The following is a 16383-nucleotide window of genomic DNA, read 5'->3' as shown; positions in this document are numbered from 1 at the left end:
GGTTACACAAATCTATTGCTAAAATAAAACAAACCTGGAATTTTGGGTTGAATTTAATCATGACTTCTACTACACAACAACAGGCTAAAACCTATCAATTTTGGATTGACCGAGGCGGCACCTTTACCGATATTGTTGCCTGCAAACCGGATGGAAGTTTAATCACCCATAAATTATTATCAGAAAATCCTGACTGTTATCCCGATGCAGTCATTCAAGGCATCCGAGAAATATTAAACTTATCCCCCCATCAACTGATTCCCAGTGAATTAATTTCCGAAGTAAAAATGGGAACTACCGTTGCCACCAATGCCTTATTAGAACGAAAAGGCGATCGCACTCTTTTAATTATAACAAAAGGCTTCAAAGATGCGTTAAGAATTGGCTATCAAAATCGCCCCGATATCTTCGCCCGTCAGATTATTTTACCGGAAATGCTCTATGAACAAGTCATCGAAGTCGAAGAACGCTATACCGCCCAAGGCGAAGAATTAACCCCCGTTAATTTAGCAATATTAAAACCCCAATTAGAACAAGTTTATCAAACCGGAATTAGAAGCTGTGCGATTGTTTTAATGCACGGTTATCGCTATCCCCAACACGAACAAAAAATTGCCGCCTTAGCCCAAGAAATCGGCTTTACTCAAATTTCCGTTTCCCATCAAATTAGCCCGTTAATGAAATTAGTCTGCCGAGGAGATACCACCGTTGTTGATGCTTATTTATCGCCGATTTTAAAACGGTATATTAATCAAGTTGCGTCTCAATTAAATTCTAACCCTAATTTATCAAAAGATGCAATTAAATTAATGTTCATGCAATCCAATGGTGGCTTAACTAATGCTCAAAAATTCCAAGGAAAAGATAGCATCTTATCAGGGCCAGCCGGAGGCATTGTTGGGGCAGTTCAAACCTGTTTAAAAGCCGGATTTCATTCTATTATTACCTTTGATATGGGCGGAACATCCACCGACGTTGCCCATTTTAACGGTGAATATGAACGCCAATTTGAAACAGAAATCGCCGGAGTTAGAATGCGAACTCCCATCATGGCAATTCATACCGTCGCGGCGGGAGGCGGTTCAATTTTAACCTTTGATGGGTCAAGATATCGCGTTGGGCCAGAGTCCGCAGGCGCTAATCCTGGGCCAGCTTGTTATCGTTTAGGAGGGCCGTTAACCGTTACGGATGCTAACGTGATGTTAGGGAAAATTCAGCCACAATTCTTCCCGAAAGTATTTGGAAAAAACGGTGATTTGCCCTTAGATGCGGAAATTGTTCACCAAAAATTTAGAGAATTAGCAATACAAATTCAAACCCAAACGGGAGATAACAGAACACCGGAAGAAGTCGCCACCGGATTTATTACCATTGCGGTAGAAAATATGGCAAATGCCATTAAAAAAATCTCCCTACAACGGGGTTATGATGTTTCTAACTATACCCTGTGTTGTTTTGGCGGTGCCGGCGGTCAACACGCTTGTTTAATTGCTGATACATTAGGAATTAAACAAATTTTTATTCATCCCTATGCAGGGGTATTATCCGCTTATGGGATGGGGTTAGCGGATGTCAGAATTTTACGAGAACAAGCCATTGAAAATCGATTAACCGTTGAATTAATTCCTGAAATAGAACAGATTTTTTCCCAATTAGAGACAGAAGCCAAAGCAGAATTAGAAAATCCTGAATTCCAAACCGAGGTTGTTTTTAAACTGTCTCTCAAATATGAAGGAAATGATTCAACTTTAGCGGTTAATTTTGTTTCTGATCTATCTGCTTTAATTCAACAATTTGAACAAGAACATCAAACCCGCTACGGCTTTATTAAATCGGAAAAAGCCTTAATTGTTGAATCAATCACCGCAGAAATTATTCAACAAATGGATACCCCCGAAGAACTGATTTTAACCCGCACTCGCACTGAACCTCCTACAGCAATTGCAACCGTTAATATCTATACCCATAACGAGTGGAGAAATACCCCGGTTTTTCAACGCAATGATTTACAACCCGGAGATATTATTAACGGGCCTGCTATTATTATAGAATCCATTGGAACGAATATTATTGAACCGGGATGGCAGGCAGAATTAACCGAACGAAATGATTTAATTTTAAAATCGAATGATTCTGTTAACTTTCCCTTAATTAAAGAAGAGAAAGCAATAAAAGCTGACCCGGTAAAATTAGAAATCTTTAAAAATTTGTTCCAATTTATTGCAGAACAAATGGGAATCACCCTACAAAATACAGCAGCCTCCGTTAATATTAAAGAACGCCTCGATTTCTCCTGTGCGATTTTTGATCAATATGGTCAATTAGTCGCTAATGCACCCCATATTCCCGTCCATTTGGGGTCAATGAGTGAAAGTGTCGAAAGTTTAATTGCTGCAAAAGGAGAAACCCTAAAACCTGGGGATGTTTATATGTTAAATAATCCCTATAATGGAGGAACTCATTTACCCGATGTCACCGTCATTACCCCTGTTTTTAATGAGTCCTGCGAACAGATATTATTTTATGTTGCTTCACGGGGACATCAAGCAGATATTGGAGGAATCACCCCAGGTTCAATGCCTCCCAATAGTAAAAATATACAAGAAGAAGGCATTTTAATCGATAATTTTCAACTCGTTAAACAAGGCAATTTTTTAGAAGCAGAACTGTTAAATTTATTAACATCCAGTCATTATTCTGCCCGAAATCCTGCCACAAATATTGCCGATTTACAAGCGCAAATTGCCGCCAATGAAAAAGGCGTTCAAGAACTACAAAAAATGGTCACTCAATATGGGTTAAATACAGTTCAAACTTATATGCAATATGTTCAGGATAATGCCGAAGAATCTCTGCGTCGGGCAATTGATGTCTTAAAAGATGGTGAGTTTACCTATCCGATGGATAATAGCGGGGTGATTAAAGTTAGTATTAAAATTGATAAAAATAACCGTAACGCCACAATCGATTTTACGGGAACTTCTGAACAATTACCTTCTAATTTTAATGCCCCAAAAGCTGTTTGTAAAGCAGCCGTATTGTATGTTTTTAGAACCTTAGTTAATGATAGCATTCCTCTGAATGCCGGATGTTTAAAACCATTAAATATTATTATTCCTGAAGGATGCTTTTTAAACCCTCGTTATCCAGCGGCTGTGGTGGCAGGAAACGTAGAAACCTCACAAGCGATAGTTGATGCGTTATATGGGGCATTAAACGTGATGTCAGCCTCTCAAGGAACGATGAATAACTTCACTTTTGGTAACGAAAATTATCAATATTATGAAACGATTTGTGGGGGTTCCGGTGCGGGAATCAATTATCATGGAACTGATGCCGTTCATACCCATATGACCAACTCCCGTTTAACTGATCCTGAAGTATTAGAATGGCGTTATCCAGTGTTATTACAAGAATTTAGGATTCGGGAAAATAGCGGCGGTTTAGGACAATTTAAAGGCGGAAATGGGATGATTAGAAAAGTTCAATTTTTAGAACCCATGACCGCCGGAATATTATCAGAACATCGCATCATTCCCCCCTTTGGGTTAAATGGCGGACAACCGGGGTTAGTGGGTAAAAATTATGTGATTCGCAACGATAAAACTGTAGAAGAATTAGATAGTACCGCCACCGTTGAAATGAATATTAATGATATTTTTGTCATAGAAACCCCAGGAGGAGGAGGATATGGGAAGAATCATTAACTTTGAACAGATATTAAATGATTCCCTATTCCCCATTCGTAATTCGTAATTCGTAATTCGTAATTCCCGCTAATGAATATGTTTTTTCATCACTAAACAATTGCGTTGATCATCTAACCGGGTATAAGACAATTCATCTGTTAATTTAGACATAAAAATAAGTCCTCTTCCTCCTTCATGTTCTAAGGGGTCAGTGTGCATTTCACTCATGGACTCTAGGGCTTTTTCTAAGTTAAAAGGTTCCCCCCAGTCCCAAATTCGCATTTCAATGCAGACAGAAAAAATCTTAACTTCTAACTCAATGGGTGTCGTTTCCGGTAAAGTACGGTGAGCATGACGAACAGCGTTGGTAAATCCTTCCGTTAAAGCAATTTGACACTTATGAAAAATATCTAAAGGTAAAATAGTAGAGGTGATTTTTTCAAACCAACTTAATACCTCTTCTAAGGCATTTAATGAGGTTTTTACCTGAAGATTCGATTGTGCTAGTAGGGCTTCGTTACTCATCAATTCTCTACATAGCACCGCTATTTTTATTGAATAAAATCATGATCGTTTTAAAAATCAACTTCATATCGTAGCTCAAACTCCAATTTTCTTGATACTTCAAATCTAAACGAATAATATCCTCAAAATTTTTAACTTGAGAACGACCATTGACTTGCCATTCTCCCGTCATTCCCGGTTTCACATCTAATCGTTGCCATTGAGGAACTTCATAACGTTCTACCTCATCGGGTGTCGGCGGACGAGTTCCTACTAAACTCATTTCACCCTTTAAAACATTCCAAAATTGAGGAAGTTCATCTAAACTGGTTCGCCTTAAAAACTGACCAACCTTTGTAATTCGAGGGTCATTATCATTCTTAAAAATAGCCCCTTTTGCCTGATTCGGAATTTGATCTTTTAACGCTTCAGCATCAATACACATAGACCTAAATTTCCAAATGCGGAAGCGTTTTCCCATCCAACCACAGCGCACTTGACCAAAGAAAATTGGCCCCGGACTATCTAAACGAATCGCAATAATAATAGGAATTGCTAACATTAATGTAATCCCTAAACCCACAATAGCACCCATCACATCAATCAGTCGCTTCAACCACGAGCGAATCGAAGGATGAGTAACAGGAAGGCGATTTTCTCCTTTAATTTTCTCCTTGGATTGTTCCTCTGTACTGGGCGGTTCAATCGTTAACACTTGGTCAAGGGAAGTGAGAGAAAAAACCGCCATGACAGGAGAACTTACAGATTTCAAAACTAATTCGATCCCCTTCGCTTTGGTGCTTTTCAGATTGCTAATGAGTGCACCAATTCCACTACTATCAATAAATAGGGTTTGGCTGAAATCCAAAATAATTACTTTAGGAGGGGGATTAAGAGAAATAACATTCTGGCAGGCGTTTTTAAAGGACACCGCCTCTAACACACTCAAACGTTCTGGTAATTGAACGGAGACGATCTCTCCTGTTAGAGTAATGGGAAATTTGTCCTCTGGAATTTGACCAACCATCTCCATGATTTGCTGGGTAGTTGTTGCTAATTTTTCTGCTTTATTTTAACGATACCGAAAGAAACTTGAGAGAGGGTGTGAATAATAATCGAGAATTCTACTAAATTTCTCTCTTTCGGTTGAGACAATCGCACCCCTACTTTGATCAATCTGTATGATTTTAAGATCTAAAATAATTTTATCCTAAAATCTCTCCCACCGCTAGACGGGTTCCATTCACAAAATCCCAAGCAGACTGTAGTCGTTTACCTGCCAATTGTACTTCGCTCAGTAATAATAATCCCTGACCCGTTTGCACCACAGGCCCAAAACGCTTGACTAAAGCCACTACTTCTCCGGGTTGTCCTGAAAGTTGGGATAAATTCGACCATTGCTGTTGTAAATTTTGGTATTGTGAAGACAATTTACAAAAATATTCTGGTGCTAAAGGAACGCTGGCACAAACTTTTAAAGGTTGGTCACGAAATGATGTGATACAGTGGGGATGAAAGGCTCGAATCTGATGATGCAACGCGATCGCTGTTTTTTGCCAATCTAAACGATAATCTTTATCTTGAATCAGTGGCGCATAAGTTGCTAACGCATGATCTTGAGGAATGGGCTGGATTTCACCTCGATCCAATTTTAGTAACGTTTCTATTAATAAATCGGCACCTAATTGAGCTAATCGTTGTCCTAAATCCGTTGCATTTTCTAATAGTTCAATGGGTGTCACCGCTTTTAATAGCATTGGCCCGGTATCCATTCCGGCATCCATTAACATCGACGTCATTCCTGTTTCCGTTTCCCCATGATATAAACACCATTGAATCGGCGCGGCTCCCCGATATTGGGGTAAAATTGAGCCATGACCATTGATACATCCCAACCGAGGCATATCCAGAATTTCTGGAGATAAAATTTGTCCGTAAGCGACTACCACAAAGGCATCAGCTTGAGTTTGTCGTAATAAATCTAAGGTAGTCTTAGCTTTTTTGATCCGTTTTGGCTGCCAAAGGGGTAACTGGTGTGCTTCTGCAACAACTTTGACCGGAGAAGGCATTAATTGACTTCCCCGACCTCGGCGTTTATCCGGTTGCGTCACAACGGCTAAAACCTCAAATTCAGGATGTTCTAACAACCGTTCTAAACTCGGAACTGCAAATTGAGGCGTACCAAAAAAAACAATTTTCATGATGTTGTAATCAGTTATGAGTGTTAAAGTGAAACCTTTATTTTCTAGGGTGTAATCGCCACTTCAATCCGACGATTGAGTAGACGATTCTTTTCAGAATTATTATTAACCGTTGGGCGATTTTCACCATAGCCAATGGCAGCCCAATGATAATCAGGGCCAACGGCTTCAGATAAATATTTCATTACCGCTTCAGCCCGACTAAAGGATAAATCTAAATTTTGTTGGGGATTTCCTTGATTATCGGTATGGCCGATGACTCTGACCGCAGCCCCTTTATAGGTTTTAATATCAGCAATAATCGTATCTAAAATCACGTTAGCCCCAGGACGTAAAATGGTACTTCCTACATCAAATAACACATCACTGGGAAAGGTCACCACTAGAGTATTAGAGTTTTGGCGACGCTCAGGAGTTGCTGAAATTGCAGCAGAGGATGGTGGAGTTGAGGTTTGCTTTCCTGAGCTTGGAGTTGGAGTTGCACTGGCGAGTTGCTGTTCGAGAATTTGTAACCGTTCCTCTAAGGGTTCTGTTGGACGACTTGATCCCAATTGGGTTTCTAAAGCCGCCGTTTTTCCCATGAGCGTGTTTAACTGTCCCTGAAGTTCCTGTAACTGAATTCGCAGTTGTTGACGTTGAGGTTCTGTTAATCGTTGACTGGGTGTAGGGATGGGTTGGGGGGAAGGAGAACTGGGAGTAACGACAGGAGCCGGAATTATACCCTCCGCTACCCAAGTTTGCATTTTCTCCAACAACTGTTCTGCTAAGGGAACCTCAGACCGAGAATTCGGATAAACTTGTGCGATCGCTAAACCCGCAAACCAAGCGACAGAAGAACCTACACCCAACAACAACAGGTTAAACACCATTGTTCCGAGAAACAATAGCTTGTTAAATCGGCGAGGTGTTTCCGCAGAAGCAGTTTGAGTTCGTGGCTTTGCAGATTTTGTCATCTGTCTTCTCCTTAATCAGTTATCAATGATCAGTGATCAGTTATCAGTTTTGAGTTAATAATTTGGGCTTAACAAGCTGTTAAATATTTCAATGAAATGATTAATTAATCATGATTAACGATTAACTAATAATTATTAACTCTAAACGAGTGACTGATGACTAACTACTGATTATTCATAACGGATAAACTTTGAACCTCCAAACTGCCATCAGGATTAAATGTGACTTGGAAATCTGCCAACGGTTCATTCTGGGGACGATTTCCAACAGGTTTATACAATAAATCCGGTAATGGGGTTTGTTCTGTTGCCTGTTCTTGGGATGGGTTTAGAGGTTTGTATCCCACAATTGCCCCATCTTTAGCCACACTGACTCGATATACTAACGGTACTTTAACATCGGTGGCAGGTATCCAAGCTTTCACCAACTTTTCATCCAGTTGTGCTTTTAAATTGTTGAGTTCTTCAGGATCACTAATCGTCTCTGGACTGGAAAGATTAGCCGATAAAGGAGGTTCTCCAGTTGTTGAACTCGACGCACTGGGGGGAGTTGCAGTCGGTGTGGGAACCGTTTCAGTTTGTAGAGACGAGCCATGGCGCGTCTCTACGGGTTGAAGTTTCGGGTCTTGGGGTCGTTTGACATCAGGAATGGGCAAGGCAAACAAAGCCAAAGCCGTTAGGGCCAGACTCGACACCCCAATAGCCGCAGGCATCACCCGTTGAGCGACAGGTTGTTCCGGTTTGAGATAACGTTTAGAGAGGGGTTTTAACTGGAGCGATAATTCGGGTAAGGTTTGGCTATCGGCTAAAAACTGATCGATTGCTTCCACCAGATCAAATAACTGTACCGTTGTTAAATCCACTTTAACGATTGCGGGAGACGGTAAGGGAGCGTCCCCAGAAGATTCTTGCTCCTGGGCGGGATAAACCGTTAACTGATGTAAATCTCCCGCGATGGGGTGTAATTCTACTAACTCCGGCTTGGGGTGGTGGGGTTCAGGGGGGGTGAGTCCACTGAGAAACCCTTGAGCATAGCGACTCACCTGTCGCACTAAACTCTCAAAAAACTCCCGCCCCCCCGTAATCGGTTGGGGATAGCCCACAAAATGACATTCTGCATTCATCAGCAAATTTAAACTGGCTCGTCCATCGGATTTCCCATCGGTTCCTTGTGGTAAGCCCTGCAAAATCAATTTGCAGTTCGGTAAACTATATTGACGTTCAATCGTCATTCCACTTCTCCATCAAACAAACTAATCCAGAATCGCTGCATTCCTGCTGTACCTGTGCAAAATAACAGTTTTTCTAACAAACGCATCGCTAACTCGTTTAACTTCTCATCGGAACTATAGGCCATGACTAAAGCCCGTCGGGGATTCATGCGACTGCGGAAATGTACCCGGAATTGGGTTAAGTAATTAGACAGTTGTAAATGTCGTTCAATGGGAATTTGTTTTTGTTTGAGGGCTTCATAATCCATAAGCAACTGCCGAATTTTAGCCGTTAACCGTCTTCCGAGGTTACAGATAATCACGACTAACGCTTTTGCCTCCATCAGACTCAGCGTTCGACGCTGACTAAACCTGCGTAACGGGTTGGTACTGCGAAGTCGCCATAATGTTACCCGATTTTGGATCACGGTTTGTAAATCGAGTTCTGAGATGACCACGAGCATATGTTCTGCACCACCCAGATACAACGCTTCAATGGCCAGTAACATCAAATCAATTTCTAACCGGGCACGACGTGGACATCCCTTCTCAGAAATCGGTAAATCCGGTAAACTGTCCAATATAATTGGGATTGACTGACTTTGGGATTGTTCTAACTGCATTACACTCACTGCTCTGACTGTTGCTAACAACATTAATTCCAACACATAAGGGGGGTTACAGGTTCCATTGAGACTGGAACAAGTCACACCCAGAGTTTGAGATCACAAGCTTCTAGTGTACGATTTTTAAAGCATCTGTTTTCCTTCTTCAATTTTACTCTTGTTGCCTGGGATAGCTTGACCTCGACTCAGATCGTGCCAGTGAACCGGGGACAATTCTCCGATCATTAAGTTTGTTCCACCAATGACTCCAACAGAAGCCAAAAAAATTATTAACACAACATTGCTATTTGTTACAGCGTTTTAAAGTAAACACAGGTTCAGCAAAAATACTCTCCTTGTTTGTCCAACTGCCTCAGTCTTGGAGGTGGTTTTAGTATCGTGGCTTATAGATGCAAAATGCAGAAAATTAGTTCAAAGGAATTACTTGATTTATATAAAGGCGGGAAACGGGACTTTGGCACTCTGGATTTAAGTGGGTTAGATCTATTTGAAGCCAACTTAGAAGAGATTGACTTAGCCGGTAGCAACTTAAACCGGATTTATATGCCCTATTCCAATCTGAGTTATGCTAACTTACACCAAGTTCAACTTCAAGAAGCCCAACTCGGAGACACCCAACTCTACCAAGTGGATTTATCAATTGCCAATCTTCAGGGTAGCACCTTGTCTCGATGTAATCTCCGCCACGCTAATTTACGCGGAGCTAATTTAGTTTATTGTAATTTACAAGGAGCGGATTTATACAATGCTAATTTGAGTGAAGCTGACTTAAGATATGCAGATTTAAGTAATGCTAATTTGGAAAATGCCAAGTTAACCAATGCTCAATTAGCGGGATGCAACTTATTTCGATCTAAAATGGCAAATTTATCCGATGCTCAATGTGATCATACGACCATTGGGCCTGATGGATATTAATAATAGAATCGCTCATCAATCAGTTATGAATCGATTACAAGCGGATGTTTTAGTTGTCGGGGGCGGAACAGGAGGGACAGCGGCAGCATTACAAGCAGCCCGTCGAGGCGCTAAAACGATTTTAGTCAGTCAATGGTCAATGTTAGGAGGAATGTTAACCTCTGGAGGAGTTCCTGCACCGGATGGTAATGAATTATTGGCATTTCAAACCGGAATTTGGGGGGCTTTTTTACGAGAATTAAACCAACGTCAACCTGAAGGTTTAGATTATGCTTGGGTGAGTTTCTTTACCTATGATCCTTTGATTGGAGCGAATATTTTTGCTGATTGGGTGAAAGCTGAACCTCATTTATTATGGATTTCTGGACAGTCTCCTTTAGAAGTCATTAAAACAGGAAATTCTATTACAGAGGTGCGGTTTCAATCTTACACAATAGCAGCTAAAATTATATTAGATGGCACTGAATTAGGGGATGTTTTAGAATTAGCAGCAATTCCCTATCGTTGGGGATGGGAATTACACAACCAATGGCAAGAACCCAGTGCTCCCATTGTTGAAAATTCCTTCATGAAAAATACCCCAATACAAGCACCAACCTGGGTGTTTATGATGCAGGATTTTGGAGAAGATCAAATCGCACCAGAAATTCCAGCACCTCCCATTGAAACCCCAGAATTCTTTATCCATGCGTGGAAAAATTATGGTGCAGAATCCTTTCTTAATTATGGAAGATTACCCAGTCAACGATTCATGATCAATTGGCCAATTCAAGGCAATGATTATGATCAAAATTTAGAGCGTTTAATCGGTTCTGAAGCGGAACGTTTACAATTTTGGCAAGAAAGTTTTTGGCATAGTTTGAGTTTTGCTCGGTTTATTCAGATGCAACTCGGACGACGTTATGGTTTAGCAACGGGAACATTTCCCATAGAAAACCGACCGAATTTTAATATAGATCCAGATATTTTATCCGCTTTTGCTTTGCATCCTTATTATCGAGAAAGTCGTCGGATTCAAGGATTAACAACAATTCGAGAACAGGATATTTTACCTGTTAAAAATGGAAATACGGCTTTATTACCGCTCAATGAAACAGGAGATTGTGAAGCGATCGCCATTGGAAATTATGCTAACGATCATCATTATACTGCTTTTGAACTGTCTGTACAACCGAAAAGTTTACGATGGGGAGGACGCTGGACAGGAACGCCTTTTACCATTCCCTATCGAGCGTTAATTCCAGTTGAAACCGATAATGTATTAGTCTGTGAAAAAAATATTTCTGTTTCCCATATTGCTAACGGTGCGACTCGTTTACAACCTGTGGTTTTAGGAATTGGACAAGCCGCCGGAATGGCAGCAGCCTTATGTATTGAACAGGGATTAAAGCCTCAACAATTATCCGTCAGAGCGTTACAAACGGCTTTATTAACTGATAAGATTGCTCCCCAAGCGGTCATTCCCTTATTTAATTTACTTCCTGACCATCCCGATTGGTTAACCTGGCAATCTTATTATTTAGATCATCCTGAATTATATCCCCTTGATGGCAATTCTCCGATAGCTGGAATTGTTCCCCATTCTTCCCCGGATAGTCAGGTTTTTTCAGGTCTGTTTCAGCGTCAAAGTGACCAAGATTATCGTTTGACTCTCACCGCAGGAGAATTGAAGGATAAAACCTGGAAATTAGTCACGCTACACCCTGGAATTAACGACCAATTACAACAGATTTCGACTCATTCCCCCCTAACAGTTTACGGACGTTTAAATCACTCAGGGAATTGGTTAATTGTAGAAGCCTTGTCTTAAAATGATCATCAAGTTTAAGAAACCGGGTTTCTTGAAGAAACCCAGTTTTTGAGTTGCTGAAAAAGGGGGTTAATAGCCGGATTTTACAAGGAAGGTTGCAAAAACTTTGGGAAGGAATCCTGATCTAAAAGACAAGGGTTTGTATGAAAAAGTGGACAGGCTTATAAGGACACTCTATGATGCAAACCTATACATCTTTATTTTTATCAGTTTGTTTATCGGTTGGTGTTTCCGCAAGTGCTTTAGCGGTTACGCCTTCTACTCATCAATTATCTGATATTATTAGTAATCAACAATTATTGTCTGCCCGAACCCGACTCAACGGCCCTTATCAACCGGAACGCGGGGGTGGACGTCGAGAGTTTATGGATACCCGCCATTCTCAAGAAGTGAATCCTCAACTTTAATTTGAAGGCTTAAAAATTAGCTTCTTTCTTGGGCTTTAGCTCCTAAAAATTTGGAGTTTAAAGCTCAATTTTAATGAGTTATTAAACAGGCTTAAAAAAAACTAATCCACTATAAAGTTGAAAGGCATTATCCCAAAGACTTTCTGATTTTCGAGGTAAATCAATATCAGGTTGAAGACGACCTAAAAGTTGAGTATAATCTAACGCGGTTTCAGCAAAAGCCGTAAATTCTGACCAAGTTGGCGCATGGATTAACCATTGATTTAACTGTTCAGTTAACAAATTCCAATTAATCCGAGTGGTGTTTTGGGTTTGAGGAAGATCGCGAGTTTCTGGAGAAAATTGGCTAAAATCAATACCATCTTGAAAATTATAACTGTGATCACAGAATCTTAAAATACAACGTCGTCTTGGTAAGTGTAAATCCAAAATTTGACCATAATCTTGGGTGATTTCTTTATGACGAAATCGATCTAATTTCCGACGACGCGGATCATAATCTAACGCTTCTATAAATAACGGTAATAATCCCTCAACTTGTCGGGTCACTTCTTGCCAACTAAAGGTTAAAGACCCTAATTGATCGGCTTGATTTTGACAAATAATCGTCGGTTGGGGGGATAAAGATTGAATCGATTGGACTCGGAAGACATGAAGCTTTTGAATATCCGTTAATGATACCCAAAATACAGGAATTCCGGCTTCTAACATTTCTTGACCATAAACTTTTAATTCTCCAATTTCCCCGGTTTTATACAATCGCCAACCCCGACTTTGTAACTGCATTCGGGCGGTATAGGGATCGGTTTTTAACATTCGGGCTAAGGTTTGGGCGGCGGTTTGCTTTTGTTCAGGGGGGACAGGTTCTAAAATTAAAACACCAGGTTCGGTATTACTGGGGTCGGCTTTGGCTTCAACAATGGCCTGTTGACGTCGGTTTTGTTCAATAGTTTCAATTCGTTTTAACCCCTGACGCGCCTGAGCAACAATTTTAGGGTTTGTGGCATCTTTTAATAATTTTCGATAGATTTTTTCTGCGGTTTCCAGTTTATCTGTTCCTTCATACCAACGTCCCGCATACAACTGCACCCAAGGATTTTGGGGGGCTTGCTGTTGCAGTTGCTTTAAGAGTTTAGCGGCTTGGCGGTAGTCCTGACGGTCTAGGGCTTCCGCCACTTGTTCAAGTTCTTTCATATAGGGAATAGGGAAGAGGGAACAGTCGGGAGTGAAAGGGTTTCACGATTTAGACTGGTCAAACACTGTAATGCGTAGCACTATAGCAAGTCTAAATAGGTTGTAATCACCTCTATGACTCAAACCCTTACCGTAGGAGCAATTCATGAATTGCCCCTACGGTAAATCAAATAGGATTGCTATATATACTGTTATTGTGCCCTTTTCCCCCAAATAAAATCACCTCCCCGTTATCAACAGGAAGGTGAAATCATAACAAGGATGGTGAAACTAGCTTATTTGGGGCAAACAGCAATATTATTAGCGTTGAGAACAATTGTTCCGGCTGCTTGTTCTTGAATTAAAACTGGGTTTCCGGTATCCGTTTTGATCAGTAAAGGATTTAACGCTAAACATCCTTGAATCGCTTCTCCCCATTCTTCGACTTTGCGAGTGTATTCAGCCCGAATCCGGGGAATATCGTCTAAAGTGATACCATTGGGGATAGGAGGTAAGCTGGGAATAAATACCGTATCGGTAATCACCGCATCACTGGTAATACTTGTATCGGTTCCTAATTCATAGATAATCGGATATTTGAAGGCAGAAGGTAAGGTTCTATCGGGTAATGCTAAATCGGGTAAGCTGTAATAGATAGGGGGATCAACCCGTCCAGTATCGGGATCAACAGGCTGATATTTATAATCAAAGTCAGAGGGAACGACAGGTGTCCCAATGGGATTTTGAGCGACAGCAGGTAACTGTACACCCACTGCGATTAGGGCACATAACCCACCAAGCAGCTTAGATTTCATTGTTTTCATCTCCTCAATCTCACCAGCAAAAAAATTAACGGATTTTAGCCGTAACGTTGACCCTGGTTTGATCAACATCACCCCCACGTGGCTATAGAGAACTTCAAGATTTCTGAACTAAGATCAGAAATGGCTTCTGGGGTTGCCTTGAGTTGGATTCGGCTTCTATCTTATAGACGAAGATAGAGCTACTTGGCAACTCTATCAAATTTTACTCTCTATATCAAGGGAATCCGTGTCCGGCCTCCATGATTGAACCGACGGAGAAGGGGATAGAATAAGGAAGGATTAACACATCAACGGGAATAGAACGTTCATGGATGGGTCTGAAAATATCATGATTCCTCTCGCGCCAGAGGGATATAAATCAGGGTTTATCGGGATTATTGGTCGCCCTAATGTGGGGAAATCAACGTTAATGAATCAGATGGTGGGTCAAAAAATCGCCATCACTTCCCCTGTTGCTCAAACGACTCGTAACCGTTTGCGGGGTATTCTGACGACTCCAGACGCTCAAATTATTTTTGTCGATACTCCTGGGATTCATAAACCTCATCATCAATTGGGTAAAGTTTTAGTACAAAATGCTAAATTAGCGATTCAAGCTGTTGATGTTTTGTTATTTGTTGTTGATAGTTCGACGGAAGCGGGCGGTGGCGATCGCTATATTGTAGAATTATTAGAAAAGGTTGAAGTTCCTGTTGTTTTGGGACTCAATAAACAAGATCAACAATCTGCGGATTTTGAAATTTTAGATCAAACTTATCAACAACTCGCCCAACCTTATCAATGGCCGATGGTTAAATTTTCGGCTTTAACGGGGGAAGGTGTTGATCATTTACAACGAGTTTTAATTGATTATTTAGAACCTGGCCCCTATTATTATCCGCCTGATTTAGTGACAGATCAACCGGAACGTTTTATTATGGGAGAATTGATTCGAGAACAAATTTTACTCCATACTCGTGAAGAAGTTCCCCATTCTGTTGCGATTTCCGTTGACCGAGTAGAGGAAGATCCGAAAATTACTCGAATTTTAGCGACAATTCATGTTGAGCGTCCGTCCCAAAAGGGAATTTTAATTGGTCATCAGGGAAGTATGCTTAAAACTATTGGAAGTGATGCGCGTCAACAAATTCAAAAGTTAATTGCTGGAAAGGTTTATTTAGAATTGTTTGTGAAAGTTCAACCGAAATGGCGTCAGTCCCGCAGTCAGTTAGCGGATTTAGGTTATCAAGTTGAACAATAATGGGTGGAAGTTCTGTGAATGTGACTGTTCTTTATAGGGTGTTAAAAAGTTGAAAAATTAATAAACTATTTATAGGTTTTACTAACGATTTTAAAAAACAACCCAGTATTTATACGGAGGGAAAAACTTATTTTTTCAGGGTGGTTTCGGGATTGATTTAGAGAACTTATGAAATCTAAAGGTTATTCAAACCATTATAAACTAGGCTTTTCCTGATTTTAGAGTAATAATAGGAAATAGACGCAGCACAAAATAAACCGTTTTTGGAGACTAAGTAACAATGAATACAGACTTAACCAACGGATTATTACTGGCTTTGATTAATGGCGCTGTTTGTTTGTCTTTACCTGCTATTATTTCTTATCGCCAAAATCAGCAGCAGTCTTCGATGATGAGTCAGCAACAAAATTAATGACACTGAATTATTCTGAGTTGCGCTAACCTCTAGCTGTTCTCAACTAAGGCTGATTTTTGGGGTCTAAAACCTTTGTCTGTTCTGGGTTTGACGTTTTTGAGCTAGTTATGAGGTTGTCGCATTTTCTGTAAGCTATACCCTGAAAGAGTTTTAGCGTTTTTCTGGTTTTGCCTATTGTCAAGTCAATGACTGAAATGGTATATTAAAGTCAGGTTGTCGGAATTGCACCTCGAAAACTAAATATATCAGGGGTTTCACAAGCCTGCGGTTATAATAACTATTAATCCCTATCAGGGATTGAAACAAGGTGAAGCTTATCGTATTCCCCCAATTTTTAGAGTTATAATAACTATTAATCCCTATCAGGGATTGAAACAGAAATCTCTAGGGGAACTGATGACAGGGCCGGGAG

General features: G+C 40.5%; 14 protein-coding genes. 6 read left to right on the top strand and 8 right to left on the bottom strand.

All coding sequences use genetic code 11. From position 1 onward, the window contains the following. Positions 1-59 precede the first annotated feature (59 nt). The gene (locus ACKPEB_RS13445) at positions 60-3707 is read left to right on the top strand and encodes a hydantoinase B/oxoprolinase family protein (protein WP_408965434.1); all 3648 of its coding nucleotides are present in this window, start codon (positions 60-62) and stop codon (positions 3705-3707) included. A 69-nt stretch (positions 3708-3776) separates the two neighbouring features. Here ACKPEB_RS13445 and ACKPEB_RS13440 read toward each other — a convergent pair whose 3' ends face one another. From ACKPEB_RS13440 to ACKPEB_RS13415, 6 genes are all read right to left on the bottom strand, one after another. Beyond that, positions 3777-4214 (bottom strand): ATP-binding protein, encoded by a 438-nt coding sequence (locus ACKPEB_RS13440; RefSeq protein WP_408965433.1) that lies wholly within the window; start codon positions 4212-4214, stop codon positions 3777-3779. A gap of 7 nt (positions 4215-4221) precedes the next feature. Continuing rightward, a complete protein-coding gene (locus ACKPEB_RS13435) occupies positions 4222-5220 on the bottom strand; it encodes a sugar transferase (RefSeq protein WP_408965436.1) in 999 nt (332 codons plus the stop codon). Positions 5221-5398: 178 nt separating this feature from the next. Beyond that, positions 5399-6394 carry a methionyl-tRNA formyltransferase gene (gene fmt / locus ACKPEB_RS13430; protein WP_408965432.1) on the bottom strand — a complete coding sequence of 332 codons (996 nt, stop codon included), beginning with the start codon at positions 6392-6394 and terminating at the stop codon, positions 5399-5401. Positions 6395-6438: 44 nt separating this feature from the next. Next, the gene (locus ACKPEB_RS13425) at positions 6439-7347 is read right to left on the bottom strand and encodes an OmpA family protein (protein WP_408965431.1); all 909 of its coding nucleotides are present in this window, start codon (positions 7345-7347) and stop codon (positions 6439-6441) included. Positions 7348-7511: 164 nt separating this feature from the next. After that, positions 7512-8579 carry a DUF4335 domain-containing protein gene (locus ACKPEB_RS13420; RefSeq protein WP_408965430.1) on the bottom strand — a complete coding sequence of 356 codons (1068 nt, stop codon included), beginning with the start codon at positions 8577-8579 and terminating at the stop codon, positions 7512-7514. After that, positions 8576-9181, bottom strand: coding sequence for a DUF3038 domain-containing protein (locus ACKPEB_RS13415; protein ID WP_408965435.1), 606 nt, complete (start codon positions 9179-9181; stop codon positions 8576-8578). The genes ACKPEB_RS13420 and ACKPEB_RS13415 overlap by 4 nt, the downstream gene beginning before the upstream one ends. Before the next feature lie 381 nt (positions 9182-9562). Between ACKPEB_RS13415 and ACKPEB_RS13410 the strand changes: the two genes are divergently transcribed. From ACKPEB_RS13410 to patX, 3 genes are all read left to right on the top strand, one after another. Next, entirely contained in the window at positions 9563-10102 is a 540-nt protein-coding gene (locus tag ACKPEB_RS13410) for a pentapeptide repeat-containing protein (RefSeq protein ID WP_408965429.1), read from the top strand. Between the two features lie 25 nt (positions 10103-10127). Further along, the gene (locus tag ACKPEB_RS13405) at positions 10128-11912 is read left to right on the top strand and encodes an FAD-dependent oxidoreductase (RefSeq protein ID WP_408965428.1); all 1785 of its coding nucleotides are present in this window, start codon (positions 10128-10130) and stop codon (positions 11910-11912) included. Positions 11913-12088: 176 nt separating this feature from the next. Further along, a complete protein-coding gene (patX, locus tag ACKPEB_RS13400) occupies positions 12089-12319 on the top strand; it encodes a heterocyst-inhibiting protein PatX (protein WP_408965427.1) in 231 nt (76 codons plus the stop codon). 81 nt (positions 12320-12400) lie between these two features. Here patX and ACKPEB_RS13395 read toward each other — a convergent pair whose 3' ends face one another. Both ACKPEB_RS13395 and ACKPEB_RS13390 read right to left on the bottom strand, forming a co-directional pair. After that, the gene (locus ACKPEB_RS13395; protein ID WP_408965426.1) at positions 12401-13513 is read right to left on the bottom strand and encodes a tetratricopeptide repeat protein; all 1113 of its coding nucleotides are present in this window, start codon (positions 13511-13513) and stop codon (positions 12401-12403) included. A 275-nt stretch (positions 13514-13788) separates the two neighbouring features. After that, on the bottom strand, positions 13789-14307 hold the full coding sequence (locus ACKPEB_RS13390; RefSeq protein ID WP_408965425.1) for a hypothetical protein: 519 nt from the start codon (positions 14305-14307) through the stop codon (positions 13789-13791). 316 nt (positions 14308-14623) lie between these two features. On the opposite strand from ACKPEB_RS13390, the gene era reads away from it, so the two are divergent. Then, positions 14624-15556: a GTPase Era gene (era, locus tag ACKPEB_RS13385; RefSeq protein ID WP_408965424.1), complete on the top strand. Its 933-nt coding sequence runs from the start codon at positions 14624-14626 to the stop codon at positions 15554-15556. Positions 15557-15836: 280 nt separating this feature from the next. Next, positions 15837-15968 carry a hypothetical protein gene (locus ACKPEB_RS13380; RefSeq protein ID WP_408965423.1) on the top strand — a complete coding sequence of 44 codons (132 nt, stop codon included), beginning with the start codon at positions 15837-15839 and terminating at the stop codon, positions 15966-15968. Positions 15969-16383: the final 415 nt, after the last annotated feature.

This window comes from Planktothrix sp., from assembly GCF_046067725.1.
Classification (GTDB): domain Bacteria; phylum Cyanobacteriota; class Cyanobacteriia; order Cyanobacteriales; family Microcoleaceae; genus Planktothrix.
This window is presented reverse-complemented; position numbering and strand designations above follow the sequence as displayed.